We start from the raw sequence: 18,459 nt of genomic DNA on the forward strand, positions 1-18,459 counted from the left end.
CGGGTCGAACGATGTCTCAGCCCGTCGACGCGAGGGCGACCTATTGCTATCGGCACCCCGACCGGCAGAGCTATGTGCTCTGCCAGCGGTGCGGTCGCACGATCTGCCCCGAATGCCAGACGCCCGCCGCTGTCGGTGTGATCTGCCCGGAGTGCATGGCCCAGCAGCGGGCTGAGGCTCCGCGCACCAAGCCGGCCTGGGTCACCAGGATGACCGGCAGCGGCGCGCCCGTCGTCACGTACGCGATCATCGCGCTCTGCGTGGTCGTGTTCATCCTGCAGCAGCTTCCCGTGCTCGGTTCGACGGTCACGGGTGCCCTGCAGTACGCGGGCGTCTACTCGACGCCGATCGCGTTCGAGCCGTGGCGGATGCTCACCACCGTGTACACGCACGGCAGCATCCTGCACATCGCGCTCAACATGTACACGCTGTGGATCTTCGGCATGATGCTGGAGCCGTTGCTCGGCCGAGCCCGGTTCGCCGCCCTGTTCATCATCAGCGGCTTCGCCGGCTCGGTGGGTGTGCTGCTGATCGCCAATCCGCTGCAGCCGGTGGTCGGCGCATCCGGCGCCATCTTCGGGATGCTCGGAGCGTTCTTCATCATCCAGCGGCGCCTCGGCGGCAACGCGACCCAGTTGCTGGTGCTGGTCGGCATCAACCTGGTGATCGGGTTCATCCCGCAGTTCGGGATCGCGTGGCAGGCGCACATCGGCGGCCTCATCGGCGGCGCGCTGGTCGGGCTGATCTACGTCGAGACGCGCAGCATCGCGCGCCGTCGCTGGCAGCTGCCGCTCCTGATCGTGCTGTGCGTGCTGCTCGTCGCGCTGAGCCTGATCCGATTCCTGTAATTCCTCCCCAACGCGTGGATAAGTTATCCACAGGCTTATTAACAATGGGGATAATTACACCCGTGTAACTCTCCACAGGCTTATTAACACTGGGGAGAACCACACCAGTGTGATTGTCCTCACTGTGGAGGACACCTGTGAATAACTCCGTCGTCATGGCCGCCGGGGCATGAAAAAACCCGGGACCGGCTGCTGCCGATCCCGGGTGGAGAATATGCCGAAGGCTCAGCGCCAGCGGGTGGTCATGAGGAAGCCGATGAAGGCGATGCCGAAGCCGACGAGGATGTTCCACGCGCCGAGAGCCGGGATGGGATACATGTTCTGGCTCACGTAGAAGACGATGATCCACACCAGCCCGAGAAGCATGAAGCCGAACATCACCGGCTTGAACCAGACAGGGTTGGGGGCGTCCTCGCCCGACTGGGCGACAGTGCGCTCGGGCTTGGTCTTCGACTTGGTGCGTGCCATAGCTCCATAGTGTAGCGGGAGAGGCTGTGGGACTCCGCTGTCAGCCTCCCCACGCTTTCAGGGGACTTTCCGAGGGATGCGCGGTGCCATTACACAGGCGGAGTCTCCTAGAATCACACATATGACCGACCCGAACCTCCCGCAGGACGCCACTGCGTCCCCCGGACGGGTCCGGCGACGTCGACGCCCGCGTCAAAGGGTCACCTTCTTCGGCGCGCTGGGCGAGTTGCTCATCACGGCCGGCGTGCTCGTGCTCCTCTTCCTCGGCTGGCAGATCTGGTGGAACAGCCTCGTGCTTGCCGGCCAGCAGACCGGCGCAGCGCAGGCGCAGAGCCAGCGCTGGCTGGATGAGGCGGCGAAGGCCCCTACCCCGACGCCGACACCGACGGACACCGCGCAACCTCCCGCACCTCCCGTGCAGGCCGAGCCCGCGGACTACGAGCCGTTCGCCGTCATCTACATCCCGCGGCTCGGTGCGGACTGGAAGCGCACCATCCGGGAAACCGTCGACACCGAGCGGGTGCTCAACAGCTACGACGCCGGCGTCGGCCACTACAAGGGAACGGCCATGCCCGGCCAGGTCGGCAACTTCGCGGTCGCCGGGCACGACAGTGGATGGGGCAACACCTTCATCGACCTGTCCAAGCTGCACATCGGCGACCGTATCTACGTGCAGACCAAAGACGGCTGGTACACGTACACGTTCCGCAATTTCGAGTACGTGCAGCCGAGCGCCGTCGAGGTGATCCTGCCCGTGCCGAGACAACCGGATGCGACGCCGATCGACCGCCTGATGACGATCACCACCTGCAACCCGCCGTTCCACGCAGGCGAGCGGCTGATCGCATACACCGTGTTCCAGGACTACGCACCGATGCAGCAGGTGCCCAGCGAGATCGCGGCCGCCGTTGCGGCCAACGGAGGGTGACGACGATGTACGGCGCACTGTGGCGCATCCTGCCTGGACCGGTGTGGGTGCGCATCCTGATTCTGATCGTGCTGTTCGTGGCGGTGCTCGCAGCGCTCGTCACCTGGGTGTTCCCTTGGGTTGATTCGCTCTTGGGCCCCCAGGAAGGTACCGTGGGGCCGTGACCCGCGTACTCGTCATCGACAACTACGACAGCTTCGTCTACACGCTGAACGGCTACCTCCATGAGCTGGGGGCGCAGACCGAGGTCGTCCGCAACGACGACATCGCCGAAGCCGACCTGCCGGCACGCCTCGCCGAATACGACGCCGTGCTGGTGTCGCCGGGCCCTGGCAAGCCCGCGGACGCCGGGGTCTCCATCCCGATCGTGAAGCTCGCACTGCAGACCGGGATGCCGCTGCTCGGCGTCTGCCTCGGTCACCAGGCCATCGCCGAGGCGTTCGGCGGCGTCGTCACCAACGCCGAAGAGCTCATGCACGGCAAGACCTCCGAGGTCAACCACGACGACAGCCAGTTCTTCGACGGCGTCGGTCAGCCCTTCACCGCCACGAGGTACCACTCGCTCGCGGTCGTCGACGGCACGATGCCGGACGACCTGATCGTCACCGCGCGCACGCCCGGCGGCGTGATCATGGCGCTTCGGCACCGCGAGGCCCCGATCTACGGTGTGCAGTTCCACCCGGAGTCCGTGCTCACCGAGGGGGGCTACCGGATGCTCGGCAACTGGCTCGAGGTGGCGGGACTGCACGGCGCCGCCGACGCATCCCGTGCGCTGAACCCGCTCGTGAAGCTGGTCTAGACCCCTGGTCTAGCCGGGCTGACTTAGCCCGAGCAGTAGGTCAGGTCGACCGCTGAGCCCTGCGGCACGTCGCCCACCTGCGACTGGGTGTGCACCAGGGGCGCTCCCTTGTCTTGCGGGCAGGTCGCATCCGGTTTCGGGTTCACCGTGAGGCCGAGATCCGACAGGATGCCCGTCGCCGCCTGCAGAGACTGACCGGTGAGATCGGTGACCGTGACCTTGCCGCTCGACACCGTGAGCGCGATGGCGTCGCCCTCGTGCGCGTTGGCGTTGGGGGCAGGGTCGGTGGTGATGACGACGTTGGCCGGGACCGTCGACGAGTTCGTCGTGGTGACGGGGCCGACGGAGAGGCCGACAGCGGCGAGGGCCGCCTTGGCCGCATCCGTGGTCATGTTGTGCACGTCGGGCACGCTGACTGTCTTCTTGCCGGTCGAGACGTAGACGGTGATGGTGTCACCGGTGGCGACGACGATGCCTGCGCCAGGATCGGTGCGGATGACCTCGCCCTGCGGATACGTCGAACTCGCCTCGGACGCCTGTGTCCACTTGAGCTTCATGTCCTGCAGCTGCGCGGTGGCCTTGTCGAGGGTCTGGCCGGACAGGTTCGGCACCTCGCGCGAGGTCTCCGGCATCGTGGTGCTCGGCGCGAGCCGCAGCACCCACGCCAGCACGGCGACGATGACGACGGCCATGATCGCGACACCGGCCCAGATCCAGATGACCGGTGGGCGGCGCTGCGTGCGGACCATCGTCTGGTCTTCTGCGAGCTGGCGGAACGCGGCCTCCGGGCCGGAGACGACGCTCGGCGGGGCGCCGAAGAGGGTCTCGCCCAGCGCATCCGGGGTCTTGTGGACGGGCACCTTGCCCGAGGCGGCCAATTCGAGGTCGTCGCGGAACTCGGTGACCGTCTGGTAGCGCTCGAACCGGTCCTTGGTGAGCGCGCGGGCGACGACGACGTCCATCGCCGGGGAGATCTTGTGGTTGATGGAGCTCGGCTTGACCGGCGCCTCGCTGACGTGCTGGTACGCGACGGCGACCGGGGTGTCCCCACGGAACGGCGGGCGGCCGGTGAGCATCTCGAAGAGGACCACGCCGGTGGAGTAGAGGTCGGTGCGCGCATCCACGGACTCGCCCTTGGCCTGCTCCGGAGAGAAGTAGCTGGCGGTGCCGAGGATGGCGGTGGTCTGCGCCACCGTGGCCGAGGAGTCGCTGATCGCGCGCGCGATCCCGAAGTCCATCACCTTGACCTGGCCGGACTTGGTGATCATGACGTTGCCCGGCTTGATGTCGCGGTGCACGACGCCTGCACGGTGCGAGTACTCGAGCGCGGTGAGGATGCCCTCGGTGATGCGCACGGCCTCGGAGACCTCGAGCGGCCCCTTCTTGATCAGGTCTTTGAGGAGCACGCCGTCGACGTACTCCATGACGATGAAGGGCAGCTGCGCCTCGTGACCGTTCGGCTCGCGGACGGTCTCCTCGCCGGCGTCGAAGACGCGGACGATCGTGGGATGCGCCATGCGGGCCGCGGCCTGCGCCTCCTGGCGGAAACGCGTGCGGAAAGCTGGGTCTGTGGCCAGAGACGGCTTGAGCAGCTTGATCGCGACCGTGCGGCCGAGGCGGGTGTCTTTGCCTCGGTGCACATCGGACATGCCGCCCCGTCCGATGAGTTCGCCCACCTGATATCGGCCTGCGAGCAGGCGGCTATCTGGGCTCAATGCGGACTCCTTCTGGGTGGTGGCTCCGGCTAGTGTAGCGGTCTCAGTCTGGGTATATCCCCGTGATGAAGACGCGCGATCAGCCGCCGTTCGTCCCCGTCCCTGTTCCTCCATTGTTGTTCCCCCCGGTGGATGCGCTGGCCTTGACCACGTACGGAACCGCGGGCGACTGCGCCGACTCGATCGACTCCCCACAGAAGATCGTGTACGAGAGCTGGTAGGTGCCGACGGCGTTCGGGGTCCACGTCGTGGACGTGGCGTTCACCGGTGTCTGCTGCGTGCCGTTGACGTAGAGCGCGCGGCCCTTGAGGTCCTGTCCGGCCGGGCAGGTGGCCGATCCGAAGGTGACCGTGACCTTGGGCATGTTGTTCGGGTCGAAGTTGTCGACCTCGCTCGGGTTGGCCGTGACCTCGTCCGTCGGCGTCGGGATCGGGGTCACCGGTCCGAACACCTTGACCGTGATCGTGGCGCCCTTCTGCACGGGTCCGGTGGGGTTCACGGAGTAAACCGTGTTCACCTGGGCCTGCGCGGTGGCGGCGTTGCCGGTCTGCACGTCGGCGACCATCCCGAGGCCCTGCAGCTTGGCGCGCGCGGCGTCGGCGGTCAGCCCGTCGAAGTCGGCCTCCGTGATCTGCACGGTGTTGCTCGTCGGGGTCGGGCTCGGCGTCGTCGGCTTGGGCGCCGGCGGCTGGCTCGTCGTGGTCTTGGTCTGGGTGGGCGCCGGCGTGTTCGGCTGTGCGACCAGGGCGATGATCGTTCCGATGAGCACGAGCGCCAGCAGAGCGATCAGCGCGATCAGCGGCCACGTCCACGGGCTGCGCTTCTTCGTCGTGGTCGACGGCTCGGCTTCCTGCACCTCGGTCTGCATGGTCCTCGCGCCCGCGGACGGGAGCACGGTGGTCGCCTCGGTGGCGCCGGCGTTCGCCGACGGCATGAGCATCGTGGTCGCGCCGCCGAGAGCAGCACCGCCGAGGACGGCGGGCACGGAGGCGGCGGCCGCCTGGACGTCGCCGCGGCGGAGGGCCTGAGCTGCGCGCGCCAGGTGCGCTGCCGATGCCGGACGGTCGGCCGGGTTCTTCGCGATGCACGCGAAGACCAGGTTGCGAACCGGCTCGGCGACGGTGGCGGGGAGCTCGGGCGGAGCCTCGTTGATCTGCGCCATCGCGATGGCGACCTGCGACTCGCCCGTGAACGGGCGACGGCCGGCGAGGCACTCGTACGCGACGATGCCGAGCGAGTAGATGTCGGTGGTCGGAGACGCCGGGTGACCGGACGCCTGCTCCGGCGAGAGGTACTGGACGGTTCCCATGACCTGGCCGGTGGCCGTCAGCGGAACCTGGTCGGCGATGCGCGCGATGCCGAAGTCGGTGATCTTGACGCGGCCGTCCGGCGTGATCAGCAGGTTGCCCGGCTTGATGTCGCGGTGGACGAGCCCGGCGGCGTGGGCGGCGTGCAGCGCGGCGGCGGTCTGCGCGACGATGTCGAGCGTCTTGTCCGTGCTGAGCACGTGCTCGCGCTCCAGGATGGTCGACAGCGCCTCGCCGGGGACGAGCTCCATCACCAGGAAGGCGCTGCCCTCCTCCTCGCCGTAGTCGAAGACGTTCGCGATGCCCTCGTGGTTCACCAGGGCGGCGTGGCGGGCCTCGGCACGGAAGCGCTCGAGGAAGCCCGGGTCACCCAGGTATTCGTCCTTGAGGATCTTGATGGCGACGGTGCGTCCGATGACGAGGTCTGTCGCTTGCCAGACCTCGCCCATGCCGCCGATCGCGATACGCGACTGCAGCTCGTAACGTCCCCCGAAGGTGAGCCCTGCTGTGGGTCTCATTTATTCAGCACCGCCTCTAGTACTTTCTTCGCGATCGGAGCGGCGATGGAGTTACCCGTGCCGTTCTGACCTTGTCCACCGCCATTTTCAACAACAACCGCCACAGCGAACTGAGGATCGTTCGCCGGCGCGAAACCTGTGAACCAGAGCGTGAACGGGTCGTTGTCCCCGTTCTGCGCCGTTCCGGTCTTACCGCCGACCTCGACCCCGTCTATTCTTGCATTGCTCGCCACGCCGTGATCGACGCCGTCGACCATCATCTGCTTGATCGTGTCGGCGTTCTGCTGGCTGAGCGCCTGGCTGAACTCTTTCGCCTGGAAGCTCTCGAGGGTCTGCAGGTCGGCCGAGCGGATCGAGTCGACCAGGTTCGGGTACATCAGCTTGCCGCCGTTCGCGATCGCCGCCGACACCATCGCCATCTGCAGCGGAGTCGCCTTGTCGTTGTACTGACCGAACGAGCCGAGCGCGCGCTTCGCGTCGTCGACGTAGAGCGGGTAAACGCTCTTCTCCACCGGGATCGGGATCTTCAGCGACTGGTTGAAGCCGAACTTCTCGGCCTGCGTGTGGATCGTCTGCGGGTCCAGCTGCATCCCGAGCTCGGCGAACGGGATGTTGCAGCTCAGGATCTGCGCGGTCGCGATCGAGACGGTGGCGCCGGGGCCGCAGGTGGAGAAGTTGTCGTTCTTGACGACCGTGGGCGATCCGGGCAGCGGCAGGGACGACAGGTTGGGCAGCTGGCTGTCCTTGGTGAACTTGCCCGACTCGAACGCCGAGGCGCTCATCACGGGCTTGAAGGTGGAGCCCGGCGGGTTGAGGTCGCCGCCGATGGTGCGGTTGGTCAGGGGGCTGCCCTGCGCATCCAGGAGGGCCTGATAGTTGGCGTTGACCGTGTCGCCGTCGTGGCCCGCCAAGGTGTTCGGGTCGAAATCGGGCTTCGAGACCATCGCCAGGATGCGGCCGGTCTTCGGCTCCATGAGCACCACGGCGCCCTGGTAGCTGCCGAGCGCGTCGTACGCCGCCTGCTGAGCGACGGGGTCGATGGTGGTCTCGACGGAGGCGCCCTGCGGGTTCTTGCCCGTCAGGATCGCGTTGACGCGGTCGAAGAACTGCGAGTTCGACGAACCGGAGAGCTTGTCGTCCAGGGCGCCCTCCAGGCCCGTCGGCTCGCCGTTGACCGGGAAGAAGCCCGTGACGGAGGAGTAGAGCGGGCCGTTGCTGTACACGCGCTGGAACTTGTACACGTCGTTCGACGGGACGGACTGCGCGACCGGCTGTCCGGCGACCAGGATGGCGCCGCGCTGCTGCGCGTAGCTGTCGTTGCGCGCGCGGCTGTTGCGCGCATCCGCCGTCAGGGCGTCCGCCTGGAACACGGCGAGGATCGACGTCGACACCAGCAGGGCGACGAACATCAGCAGCACGATCGTGCTGATCCGCTTGATCTCGCGATTCACTCAGCTCACCACCAGACGGGGTTGGTTGCGGACGGTGTCCGACAGCCGGAGCAGCAGAGCGACGATGATCCAGTTGGCGACGAGCGACGAACCGCCCGCCGCGAGGAACGGCGTGGTCAGACCGGTCAGCGGGATGACCCTGGTCACGCCGCCGATGACGATGAAGCACTGCAGTGCCACGGTGAACGCGAGGCCGACGGCCAACAGCTTGCCGAAGTCGTCCTGACCGGCGAACCCGATGCGCAGACCGCGCGCGACGAACAGCAGATACAGCGCGAAGATCGCGAACAGGCCGGCCAGGCCGAGCTCCTCGCCGATGCTCGCGATGATGTAGTCGCTCTGCGAGACCGGCGTCACCCACGGCTGACCCTGGCCGAGGCCGGTGCCGATGAGCCCGCCGTGCGCGAGCCCGAACAGGCCCTGCACCAGCTGGAAACTGCCGCCGTCCGCGTCGTAGACCTTCTGCGCGAACGGGTTGAGCCAGTTCTCGAACCGGTCGTGCACGTAGACGAGCACCTGGCTGGCGACGACGGCGCCGCCCACGATCAGCAGCAGACCCAGGATGACCCAGCTGATCCTGGCCGTCGCGACGTACAGCATCACGAGGAACAGGCCGAAGATCAGGAGACCGGTTCCGAGGTCGCGCTGGAACACGATGACCGCCATCGACATCAGCCAGACGATCAGGATGGGGCCGAGGTCTCTTGCGCGCGGGAACCGCATCCCGAGGAACTTCTTGCCGACCATCGAGAGCGAGTCGCGGTGCTGCACGAGGTAGCCGGCGAAGAAGATCGCGAGGCAGAGCTTGGCGATCTCGCCGGGCTGGAAGCTGAACGGGCCGATGCCGATCCAGACGCGCGCGCCGTAGATCTCCTTGCCGATGCCGGGGAGCATCGGCAGCAGGAGCAGGACGAGCGCCGCGAACCCGAAGATGTACGTGTACCGCTGCAGGACGCGGTGGTTGCGGATGACGACGATGACCGCCAGCGCGCAGATGATCGCGATGGCGCTCCACACGATCTGGCGCACGCCGGCGCTGTTCCAGCCGGTGTCCTGGTAGTGGATGTCGATGCGGTAGATCTCGGCGATGCCGATGCCGTTGAGCACGGTGGCGATGGGCAGCAGGAACGGGTCCGCCTGGGGGGCGACGTAGCGGAGCGCGATGTGCATCCCGAACACCAGGACGGAGAGGCCGACGCCGAGGTAGAGCAGCGTGAGGTCTACGTGGCCGAGGGCGCCGAGCTGCACGAGCACGACGGCGACAGCGTTGATGGCGCAGGCGACGATGAGCAGCGCCAGCTCCAGGTTGCGGAGCTTGGCGGGCAGGCGCAGTCGTTTGACCCTGCCGGTGGCCGGCGCGGGCTGGTCGAGCGTCGCAGCGTTACTGTTTGACGGCATCGGACAGTTGATTCACGATCGCTTTGGCCGACTCGAGGCTGTCGGCGTTGATGGTCTGCTCCACGAGCTGCTTGTCGTACGCGGGGAGTTCGTCGACGTTCACGCTCGACTCCTCGTAGACGTGCGAGAGGGAGATCGGGCCCAGATTCTGCTGGACCCCCTGGAAGATGGCCACGTTTCCGGACGATGACGCACCCACGAAGTACCGGGACTGCGTCCACTGGTAGCCGAACAGGGCGGCGAGGGCGATGGCGAGCACGAGGACGATCACGCCGACGAGCCAGGTGACGCGGCGACGGCGGACGCGGCGCTGATCCTCCTCGATCAGCTCGTCCAGATAGTCCTCGGACTGCGGCTCGAAGTGCGTCGGTCCGGTGGCCGGACGGATGGGGTGCAACCGCAGCGACGGCAGGCGCGTGGTGCGGGTGGTCGGCTTGGCCTCGGTGTCGAAGGACAGCGGGGAGGCGGCGGAGCCGACCGTGACCGGGTCTTTCATGGTCTCGCCGCGAGCCGTGTCCGCGATGTCGAGGATGACGACGGTGACGTTGTCCGGCGCTCCGGCGTCGAGGCTCTGACGCACGAGCTTCTCGGCGACCTGCTTCGGCGCATCCCTCGACGACAGGGCCGCGACCATGTCGTCGTGCTTGACCACGCCGCTCAGGCCGTCCGAACAGATCAGCCAGCGGTCTCCCGGCCGGGTGTCCAGGATCCAGGTGTCGATCTCGGGGGACGCATCCACGTCGCCGAGCACGCGCATCAGCACGGACCGGCGAGGGTGGACCATCGCCTCCTCCTCGGTGATGCGGCCGCTGTCGACGAGCCGCTGCACGAAGGTGTGGTCGATGGAGACCTGCTTGAGCTCTCCATCGCGGAACAGGTAGATGCGGGAGTCGCCGATGTGGGCGAGCGCGAGCTGGTCGCCGACCCGCACGATGGCGCTCACGGTCGTGCCCATGCCGGTGAGCTCCGGATGCTCGAACACGGTCTCGGCGAGCAGCGAGTTGGCGGCGATCAGCGCGGACTGCAGGGCGAACTCCGCCTCGGTGGCCGTCGCGTACTCCTTGTCGGCCTCGCGGATGCGGTTGACGGCGATGGCGGAGGCGACGTCGCCGCCCGCGTGACCGCCCATCCCGTCTGCGACGACGAACAGGTCATGCCCGGCATAGCCGGAGTCCTGATTGTTGGAGCGGATCTTCCCGACGTGAGAGACGGCCGCTGCCCGATTCGCCGCCACGTCTACCGTCGCAGCTCGAACGTCGTCGTGCCGATCTTGATCGGGGTGTCGAGCGGGATCTGGGTGGGGACGGTGACCCGGCGGCCGTCGAGGAAGGTGCCGTTCGTGGAGTCGAGGTCCTGGACCATCCACTCGTCGTTCCAGAGGAGCAGGCGGGCGTGGTGGGTGGAGGTGTAGTCGTCGCGGATGACCAGCCCGGAATCGCTCGACCGGCCGATGGTGATCGGGTCGCGGCCGAGGGCGAGCTCGGTGCCCTGGCGCGGGCCGGAGGTGATGACCAGGCGGCCGGCGGACTGCGTGGTGGCCTTGGGGCGTCCGGTGGCGGTGTTCGCGCCGGACGGGAGGCTGGAGACGGGAGGGGCCTGCATGGGGCGGCCGGCTGCCGCTGCGCCCGCTGCCGCACCCGCCGGTGCCACGCCGCCGGGGGCCGCGACGAACGGGGATGCGGCTTGTTGCGCATCCGGAAGCTTGCGGACCCGCTGCCCGAACAGGTCGGTGCGCAGCGCGTAGACGATGCCGAACACGAACAGCCACAGCAGCAGGAGGAAGCCGAACCGCAGCACGAGCAGCGTCAGCTCACTGGGGTTCACGATTCGCTCCAGAAATTCCCGATGTCGTTGCGCCGCGTCACGTCGTCGGCGAAGCCCTGACCGGCGGACGGGGCTGGCGCCGCCTGCGGCAGCACCCGGAACACAATACGGGTACGACCGATGGTGATGACGGATTCCGGCTCGAGAATCGCCTTCCGCACCGGCTGGCCGTTCAGCTGGGAGCCGTTCGTGGAGCCGAGATCCTGCACCTGGGCGCGCTGCCCATCCCAGATGATCTGCACGTGCTTGCGGGAGATGCCGGTGTCGTCGACGGTGATGTCCGCGTCGCTTCCGCGCCCGATGACAGTGGTGGACCGGGTGAGCGGGTACCGCTTGCCGCCGATGTCGAGCACGGGCGTCCACGCGACGGCGCCCTTCACGTTCTCCGAGTCGACCTGCAGCATGCCCTCGGTGATGGAGGAGTCCTCGACGAGGTCGATGGAGATGCCGCCCGCGAACTGGTAGTGCTGGGTGGTCGCGTGCTGCTGCACGAACGAGACGAGCTCATCGGTGAGCGCCGCCCCCATCCCGCGCATCCGCTTGTAGTCGGCGGGCGACATGCGCAGGGCGAACCGGTTGGGAGCCAGGATGCGGTCCCGCGTGACGACGGCGGCCTTGGTGTCCAGCTCCCGCCTCAGCGCGCTGGTGAGCTCGACCGGTTGCAGCCCCGACCGAAAGGTCTTGGCGAACGCGCCATTGACAGCACGTTCGAGACCCCTCTCGAAGTTGTCCAGAATGCCCACAGGTCTCCCGCTCCCGGCTCGTCGACTATGAGCATGTTAGTCGGAACGGGTGAGAAGGCACCGAAGGGGCCCTGATTCGAAATGGATGCGGAGGTCGTGTTAGTCTCTCCTAGTTCGCGCGAGTGGCGGAATTGGCAGACGCGCTGGCTTCAGGTGCCAGTGCTCGAAAGGGCGTGGGGGTTCAAGTCCCCCCTCGCGCACGGACATAACGTACGAGGGCCGATCTGATGGAAATCAGGTCGGCCCTTCGTCGTTCCCGGGGGGTGTGCGCTGGGGCGTGTCGCGGGCCGCGGTCTCGGAGAAGGTGATGAGTGCCTGGAGGCGGCGGACCACATCCAGGTAGTCGGCTGTCCAGATGAGGCGGACGGTGGTGGCAGCGCTTGGGGAGGTGGGGGCGGCGGCATCGGAGACAACCGCATCCAGGTCAGGCGTGATCGCCTCGGCGAGGCTGCGCTCGGCGGCGGGGTCGCGGTGGAGGGGGAGTGGTGGCGTGGCGTGGGTGACGAGGGCGGCGCCGAGTTGGTCGTACCAGGTGGTGAGGCGGGCGGCCAGTTGCTGGAGGGGGTGGCGGGCTGCCGTGACGTCGGCCGGGACGGGGAGTTGGCCCTGCCAGACGTCGACGATCGAGTCGGCGGCGAGGCGGACGCCGGCCACGCCCGTGACCAGGGCGGTGACCTGGGCGAGGGGGAGGTGTTTGGTGCCGCGCTCGGCCAGGTAGGTGCGGAACGTGTCGTCGAGGCGGCGGGAGGAGGCTGCGGCTTTCGTCGATTGCGGGGTGGGGCGCGGGAGGGCGTCTGGTGACTGGGCGCAACGGCCGAGGCCGTATGCGACGGCGGCGGAGAGGTAGCGGAGGCCGTCGGCGTATGCCTCGGCGAGGGCCTGGCGGAGGGCGGCGGAGGCTCCCCTGGGCCAGAAGAGCACGCCGACCAGGAGGCTGACGCCGCAGCCGATGGCGATGTCTTCGATGCGGAGCAGGCCGACGGTCCAGCCTGTCGGCGCGATGATGTTGAAGAGCAGCACGAGGGTGATCGTGAACGCGGCCTGGCCCGCGGCGAACGAGATGGCTGCGGGGGCGATTCCGGCGAAGAGGACCGCGATGGGGAGGAGCACCCACAGCGCGACCGTGTTCGTGCCGATCGCGAGGAGCAGGATCGCTCCGGCCACGACACCGAGCGATGTGCCCAGCACGCCGCGAAGGGCGGTCTGGCCGGTGCTGAGCGCGTTGGAGCGGAGCACGGAGAGGGTGCCGAGCACCACCCAGAACGAGTGCTGCACGCCCGTGAGGTCCGCCAGCAACACCGCGAGCGCGAGGGCGGCCGCGCCCCGGATGCTGTTCCTCAGCCAGACGGAATGCCAGGTGAAGTAGCCGCTCGCGCGCTCCTCGGCGGCCGCGAGCGGGCCGGGCACGTCGCCGGGCTGCCTGCCGAGGACGCGCTGCCACCAGGTGCGGCGCTCCGCCCTCGCGGTGAGTGCGATGTTCCGGGCGGCCTGGTCGACGGCGTGGCTGAGCTCCTGGGCGCGGAAGCCGGGGTCGAGTGCGGAGACGAGGGGGCTGGGGGCGGAAGTGGTGAGGGAGGCGCCACCCGGGGTGGATGCGCCGCCCGGCAGCGCGGGCATCGACATGGCGGCCGCGTACATGGCGGCGCGTGCCTGCCGGAGGCCCGCCAGGGCGGACTCGAGGGGGGCGGGGTCTCCGCCGGATGTCAGCAGCAGCCGGCCTCCCGCATCCAGTGCTGCCGCCGCGGCGAGCTTCGACTGCAGGGCGGTCTCGCGGAGCGGGGAGGCCGGGGTGGAACCGAGGGGAGGGGACAGCGCCGACTGGGAGATCTGGATGTTGAGCCAGGTGAGCTCGTCGACCAGGCGCACGATGGTGCGGGCGGACGTGCTGAGGCCGGTGGGGCGGTATGGCGACGCGAGGAAGACGGTCTGCAGCGCGTCGACCGCGGCGTCGGCGGCTGTGACGGCAGTGGCGCGGGCCGAGGACAGGGCCGGGTCGCCGTCGCCGTGCAGGTAGGCGACGTCGGCGCGGAGGCGGGCGGCCAGCGCGCGGCACGCCGCGGCGGCCGGGGCTCGGAGGGGTTCCCTGGTTGGCGCCGGCCAGAGGACCGCGATGGCCACCAGGCCGACGACCGCCGCCAAACCCCAGCCGAGGAGGCGCGGTGGGATGTCGGCGACCGTCCCTGGAAGAGTGACGGGCAGGATGAAGGCCAGCAGCAGGGAGGTGCTCGCCGATGCGAGCACCGAGCTGACCGTCCCGGCGAACAGCACCGCGAACGCCACCACCGCCATCGCGGCGACGGCCAGCCAGATCGGGGAGGACGCGAGGGTTCCCAGGCAGACGAACACAGCGCCGGTGATCGCGAGGCCGAGCTGGGCCTGGAGGCGTTCGCGCATCGGGCCGGCGAAATCCACCAGCATCAGCATGGCGAACGAGCCGAAGGCGGCGAAGGTGCCCACCTGGGCGTCGCCGAGCACGACGCTGCTGAAGGCGAACAGCACCGGCATGACGATCGCCGTGCGGGCGGCGCGGCGGAGGGCTGCGTGGCCGGGATCGTGGCGCGTGTACCAGGCCGACAGGCGCGCGAGGGTCCGCGACGGTGTCGCGTCGGTGGCCCGCGGCGGGGAAGACCCAGCGTGCATGGCGGCAGTGTATCCCCCGCGCTGGGCAGCGCGACCGGAGCAGCCGCCGCTACGACGCCAGCACGGGAGCGGCGCTGCGGCGCTGCGCTGCCCGCTGCGGGTCCACCCGCACGGTCAGCGCGTGCGGCTGCACCGTGAGGGTCGCCCCGACCACCACGCCGTTCGGGTCGCCGTCGAGCTGGATCTCCTGCGGCTCGTCGAACCGGACCCGCATGGTCTTCGCCTGCGCGTAGCGGATCGCACGCGGCGTAGGGCTGTAGCGCGACACGAAGCGGCCGAAGCCGGTGCGGTGCAGCATCCGGTTGAAGGTGAGGCGGTAGCCGATGTTCGTCCAGCCGCCGCCTCCGCGCGGGCGGAGGACGACAGCGTCGAGCAGGCCGTCGTCGATGGTCGCGGAGGGGATCAGGAGCAGGCCGGCGGTGAGGCTGCCCGAGTTGCCGACGATCACCGTGTGCGCCCGGAGGGCCACCTCCGGTTCGTCGTCGAGCGCGTAGTGGAGGTCGAACTGCTTGTTGCCCAGGATGCTGCGCGCGATCGGGTCCGAGTACGCCAGCCAGCCAATGCGCTTCTTGAGGCGCTGATTCGTGTGCCCGGCCATGTGCGCATCCAGTCCGATCCCGGCCATCACGAGGAAGGCGCGCCTGGTCTGCGTGCCGTCCGGCCGGTCGAGCACGGCGAGACCGAGGTCGGCGTTCGCATCCACCCCGGTGAACGCGGTGGTCACCGCGGCCTTGACGTTGGAGACGGGGAGGCGCAGTTCGCGGGCGAACAGGTTGCCGGTGCCCGCCGGGACCAGTCCGAGCGGGATGCCCGTCCCGGCGAGGACCTCGGCCGACGCGCGGAGCGTCCCATCGCCTCCGACGATCACGGCCAACTCCGGATGCTCGGCCAGAGCGCTCTGCGCGGCCGCCCGGCCGTCGTCGTCAGCGCTCGTCTCGAACCAGTACGACTCCGCCCAGCCGCCTCCGGCCTCCTCGCGCGCGACGAGAGCACGGAGTGTGCCCACATCCACCTTGGTCGGGTTGTAGACGATCGCCGCACGCCGGGGCGGCGCCGGGTCCTTCGCGTCAGCGTTCACCGGTCAAGAATAGGTCGCGGCGAAGTGAGAAATCGTCAGATCGACCTTGTGTTGCCGCGCGTGGCGGCGTTTGATGCGAAGGGCCGCTGTGTCGCGGTCAGCCTCGCGAAAGGGCATCGCTGTGAAGGTTCTGGCTTTCATTCTCTCCACCGTTCTCGGCACCGCGCTGGTGGCCGGGGGCGTGCTGCTGATCGTCACCCAGTCGTCCAGGCACTCCGCCGGACTCGACCTGCTGGCGATCTTCGCCCTGACGATCCTGATCTACGGGCCCCTGGTCCTCGGTTCGCTGACGTCGTACTGGGATGTGCGCGGGTCGCAGGGCAGCCGGTCGTTCTTCCTCCGCTACTTGTGGGTCGTGGTCGGCCTCGAAGTGCTCGCGGCTGTCGCGATCGTGCTGTTCGCCGTGCTGGCCGGGGCGCCGGTGTGGCTGCCGATCCTGTTCATCGCGGGAGGAGCGGTGCTCACGCCACTGGCGCTCGCCGTCGGCGGGCTGCTCCAGCGGCACGAGCGGGCGCATCCACGGGCCGATGACGAGTGGATGCCCGTCGGCCGCCGGGAGATCCAGCGGAAGGTGCTGATCGTGGCCGGGATCTTCGTCGCGGCGTACGCGGTGGGGGTCGTCGCATTCGGCGCGCTCCTGTCACCCGACATCGGCGGGGCGCTGGTCATCGCCCTCCAGTTCGCCTCGCTCGCCGCTGCTGTGGCGTGCATCGCGTTCACTGTGCCGCTCAACCGGCGGCTGCGGAGCACGGTGGGCGGGGATCTCGGGACGGTCAGGAAGGTCGGGAGGGTCGTCCTCAGTAAGAAGGACCTGGACCTGGACCCCGCAGAGCGCGTCGCAGCGGCGAAATACGCGGCGATCGTCCCCACGGTGCTCGGCTTCACCCTGGGCTGGACGACGCTGCTCTACCTCAGCATCGCCGTGCAGCAGGTGCGCTCCATCGTGGACGGCCGGAACGCGGCGTTCTCCGTCGGGCTCGCGGTGCTGCTGGTCGCGATGCTGGTGTTCCTCGTGCCGTACTACGCGGTGCGGATCGGCCGCGCCCAGCGCTACGCGCGCGAGCACGCGGCGGAGCTCACGGCTCAGCCGGACGAGGACCCCGTCAGTCCCCGATGGTCGCCGCGGTGACGTCGACGACGCACCCGGTGCGGCCCGTCCTGTCCGCCCACGCCCGGACGACCGCGTACACCGTGCGGCACACCTCGCCGGCCGGTTCGACGCCGTCCACGCCGATTCGCACCCGGATCCGGTCGTCGCTCACCGCGATGTCCACCCGGTCTGCGATGCCCTCGCGGTCCGCGTCGGCCGGCGTGAGCGCAGCGCCGATCGCGGAGACCACCTGGGCGACCGGCGAAGCCGCCGGGTAGACGGTGGAGACGCCCGGCACGCCGAGGATGTGATCGGAGAGGCCGCTCGTGTCCGCCGGTGTCTCGTCGGAGGCGTGCGTCGCGCTCATCCCTGCTCCTTGCCCGCGCGAGGCTCGCGCACGTCCGTGACCACCACATCCACTGAGGCGACCGTCAGCTCGGCGTGCTTGACGAGCTCCGCCGCCACGGCGTTGCGCACCGCAGCGGCCGTGCCGTCCAGGGGGAGGCCGAAACGCACCGAGATCTCGAGGTGCACGGCGATCGGGGACCCAGGGGTCTCGATGTCGCCGTCGAGTCTGCAGCGGCCGACGATCACGCCGTCGACGTCGTCGCCGACGCTGCGCACAAGGGCGCGGACCGCCCCCTCGGTCAGCGAGAGGTCCGCGGCGGGGTCGTCGTGCACGATCGGGACGCGCCTGCCCGCCTGCACATCCAACCGGATGCCCGTGAGGATGCGGGAGACCCAGGTGTCGTCTGCCGGGGTGGCGGCGGCCTCGGCTTCGAGGAGCTGCGTGGTGGCGCGGCCGAGACGTTCCAGCGCGGCGAGAGCCGCCTGGCATTCGGGGGAGTCGTCGATGGCCGGGTTGGCCGGACGGCGGCCGTTCGCGAGGTAGTCGCTCAGCTCGTCGAGCGTGTGGCCGTCGATGAGTTCGTCCTCGGGCAGGAGCGGGTCTGTCATCGCCAGTCCTCCATCGCCTCGAGCAGATTCTTGCGAGCTCTCGCCAGCTGGCCGCGCACCGTGGATGCGGGGATGCCGAGCTCGGTCGCTATGTCGTCGTAACTGTACTGTCCCACTTCGCGCAGCACCCAGCACCTCCGCTGCAGTTCGGGCAGACCGTCGAGCGCCCTGCCGAGTGCGGCAGAGGCCGTCCTGACCTCGGCGAGATGGCCGGGATCGTCCTTCTGCTGCGTCGGCACGTCCAGCTCGGTGACGTCGTCGTGCTCGTGCCGCGCCCGGATGCGGTCGATGCACCGTCTGCTCAGGATGCGGATCAGCCAGCTCTTCACCGCCGCGCCGTTCTCCAGCTCGCCGAGACGTCGCCACGCGGTCACGAAGGTCTCCTGCACGACGTCGTCGGACTCGTAGGTCGAGCCGAGCATCCGGGCGGCGTATGCGCGCATCAGCGGTCCGTGGCGGCGCACGAGCACTTCGAATGCGACGGTGTCTCCGTCCGCTGCGCGACCGACGAGGGTGTCGTCCGCCGCATCCAGCAGGTCGGCCAGGGTGGACTTCCGCACGGCGCCCCCTCCCGATCCGCATCCTTGAGCGCTGACCAACATCATGTTAGACAGTCGAATAGCAAGCCAAGCGAGATTCTTCTGAAGATTTTCGAAATAGGACGTGACGAATCCCGGACTCGGCTCGTCTGAGAA

The 18,459-nt window shown here is 68.8% G+C and carries 18 protein-coding genes and 1 tRNA gene; 6 read left to right on the plus strand and 13 right to left on the minus strand.

All coding sequences use genetic code 11. From position 1 onward, the window contains the following. The first annotated feature begins 11 nt into the window (after window positions 1-11). Window positions 12-848: a rhomboid family intramembrane serine protease gene (locus HF024_RS00090; RefSeq protein WP_168688239.1), complete on the plus strand. Its 837-nt coding sequence runs from the start codon at window positions 12-14 to the stop codon at window positions 846-848. A 225-nt stretch (window positions 849-1,073) separates the two neighbouring features. Here HF024_RS00090 and HF024_RS00095 read toward each other — a convergent pair whose 3' ends face one another. Continuing rightward, window positions 1,074-1,316: a cell division protein CrgA gene (locus tag HF024_RS00095; protein ID WP_055897136.1), complete on the minus strand. Its 243-nt coding sequence runs from the start codon at window positions 1,314-1,316 to the stop codon at window positions 1,074-1,076. Between the two features lie 121 nt (window positions 1,317-1,437). Here HF024_RS00095 and HF024_RS00100 point away from each other — a divergent pair, with 121 nt between their 5' ends. The 3 genes from HF024_RS00100 to HF024_RS00110 are packed head-to-tail and all read left to right on the plus strand — an operon-like array spanning window position 1,438 to window position 3,043. Beyond that, a complete protein-coding gene (locus HF024_RS00100) occupies window positions 1,438-2,244 on the plus strand; it encodes a class E sortase (RefSeq protein WP_168688240.1) in 807 nt (268 codons plus the stop codon). A gap of 5 nt (window positions 2,245-2,249) precedes the next feature. Beyond that, window positions 2,250-2,408, plus strand: coding sequence for a DUF4175 domain-containing protein (locus HF024_RS00105; RefSeq protein ID WP_143465528.1), 159 nt, complete (start codon window positions 2,250-2,252; stop codon window positions 2,406-2,408). Next, a complete protein-coding gene (locus tag HF024_RS00110) occupies window positions 2,405-3,043 on the plus strand; it encodes a gamma-glutamyl-gamma-aminobutyrate hydrolase family protein (protein WP_168688241.1) in 639 nt (212 codons plus the stop codon). Before HF024_RS00105 ends, HF024_RS00110 begins: the two co-directional genes overlap by 4 nt. Window positions 3,044-3,066: 23 nt before the next feature. Here the strand turns inward: HF024_RS00110 and pknB are convergent, their stop codons facing one another. The 7 genes from pknB to HF024_RS00145 form a co-directional block, all read right to left on the minus strand. Next, on the minus strand, window positions 3,067-4,758 hold the full coding sequence (gene pknB, locus HF024_RS00115) for a Stk1 family PASTA domain-containing Ser/Thr kinase (RefSeq protein ID WP_281727826.1): 1,692 nt from the start codon (window positions 4,756-4,758) through the stop codon (window positions 3,067-3,069). 79 nt (window positions 4,759-4,837) lie between these two features. Further along, window positions 4,838-6,583, minus strand: coding sequence for a serine/threonine-protein kinase (locus tag HF024_RS00120; RefSeq protein ID WP_085367465.1), 1,746 nt, complete (start codon window positions 6,581-6,583; stop codon window positions 4,838-4,840). Then, window positions 6,580-8,034, minus strand: coding sequence for a penicillin-binding protein 2 (locus HF024_RS00125; protein WP_085367466.1), 1,455 nt, complete (start codon window positions 8,032-8,034; stop codon window positions 6,580-6,582). Before HF024_RS00125 ends, HF024_RS00120 begins: the two co-directional genes overlap by 4 nt. Next, window positions 8,035-9,432 (minus strand): FtsW/RodA/SpoVE family cell cycle protein, encoded by a 1,398-nt coding sequence (locus HF024_RS00130; protein ID WP_168688243.1) that lies wholly within the window; start codon window positions 9,430-9,432, stop codon window positions 8,035-8,037. It abuts the gene before it with no gap. Then, entirely contained in the window at window positions 9,416-10,666 is a 1,251-nt protein-coding gene (locus HF024_RS00135; RefSeq protein WP_168688244.1) for a PP2C family serine/threonine-protein phosphatase, read from the minus strand. The genes HF024_RS00130 and HF024_RS00135 overlap by 17 nt, the downstream gene beginning before the upstream one ends. A 2-nt stretch (window positions 10,667-10,668) precedes the next feature. Further along, window positions 10,669-11,256 carry an FHA domain-containing protein gene (locus tag HF024_RS00140; protein ID WP_168688245.1) on the minus strand — a complete coding sequence of 196 codons (588 nt, stop codon included), beginning with the start codon at window positions 11,254-11,256 and terminating at the stop codon, window positions 10,669-10,671. Beyond that, window positions 11,253-11,999: a DUF3662 and FHA domain-containing protein gene (locus HF024_RS00145; protein ID WP_168688246.1), complete on the minus strand. Its 747-nt coding sequence runs from the start codon at window positions 11,997-11,999 to the stop codon at window positions 11,253-11,255. Before HF024_RS00145 ends, HF024_RS00140 begins: the two co-directional genes overlap by 4 nt. 116 nt (window positions 12,000-12,115) lie before the next feature. On the opposite strand from HF024_RS00145, the gene HF024_RS00150 reads away from it, so the two are divergent. After that, window positions 12,116-12,199: transfer RNA gene (locus tag HF024_RS00150), tRNA-Leu, on the plus strand. A 34-nt stretch (window positions 12,200-12,233) separates the two neighbouring features. On the opposite strand, the gene HF024_RS19945 is transcribed toward HF024_RS00150, so the two are convergent. Both HF024_RS19945 and HF024_RS00160 read right to left on the minus strand, forming a co-directional pair. Then, window positions 12,234-14,639: an FUSC family protein gene (locus tag HF024_RS19945; RefSeq protein ID WP_168688247.1), complete on the minus strand. Its 2,406-nt coding sequence runs from the start codon at window positions 14,637-14,639 to the stop codon at window positions 12,234-12,236. A 49-nt stretch (window positions 14,640-14,688) separates the two neighbouring features. Further along, window positions 14,689-15,717: a diacylglycerol kinase family protein gene (locus tag HF024_RS00160; RefSeq protein ID WP_247597218.1), complete on the minus strand. Its 1,029-nt coding sequence runs from the start codon at window positions 15,715-15,717 to the stop codon at window positions 14,689-14,691. 121 nt (window positions 15,718-15,838) lie between these two features. Here HF024_RS00160 and HF024_RS00165 point away from each other — a divergent pair, with 121 nt between their 5' ends. Continuing rightward, window positions 15,839-16,846 carry a hypothetical protein gene (locus HF024_RS00165; protein ID WP_168688248.1) on the plus strand — a complete coding sequence of 336 codons (1,008 nt, stop codon included), beginning with the start codon at window positions 15,839-15,841 and terminating at the stop codon, window positions 16,844-16,846. Here the strand turns inward: HF024_RS00165 and HF024_RS00170 are convergent. Genes HF024_RS00170 through HF024_RS00180 form a run of 3 tightly spaced genes read right to left on the minus strand, consistent with a single transcriptional unit; the run spans window position 16,821 to window position 18,324 of the window. Continuing rightward, window positions 16,821-17,174: a hypothetical protein gene (locus HF024_RS00170; protein WP_168688249.1), complete on the minus strand. Its 354-nt coding sequence runs from the start codon at window positions 17,172-17,174 to the stop codon at window positions 16,821-16,823. The genes HF024_RS00165 and HF024_RS00170 overlap by 26 nt on opposite strands. Further along, on the minus strand, window positions 17,171-17,764 hold the full coding sequence (locus HF024_RS00175; protein ID WP_168688250.1) for a hypothetical protein: 594 nt from the start codon (window positions 17,762-17,764) through the stop codon (window positions 17,171-17,173). The genes HF024_RS00170 and HF024_RS00175 overlap by 4 nt, the downstream gene beginning before the upstream one ends. Continuing rightward, the gene (locus HF024_RS00180; protein WP_085367477.1) at window positions 17,761-18,324 is read right to left on the minus strand and encodes an RNA polymerase sigma factor; all 564 of its coding nucleotides are present in this window, start codon (window positions 18,322-18,324) and stop codon (window positions 17,761-17,763) included. The genes HF024_RS00175 and HF024_RS00180 overlap by 4 nt, the downstream gene beginning before the upstream one ends. Between the last annotated feature and the right edge of the window lie 135 nt (window positions 18,325-18,459).

The organism is Leifsonia sp. PS1209 (genome assembly GCF_012317045.1).
Taxonomy (GTDB): domain Bacteria; phylum Actinomycetota; class Actinomycetes; order Actinomycetales; family Microbacteriaceae; genus Leifsonia.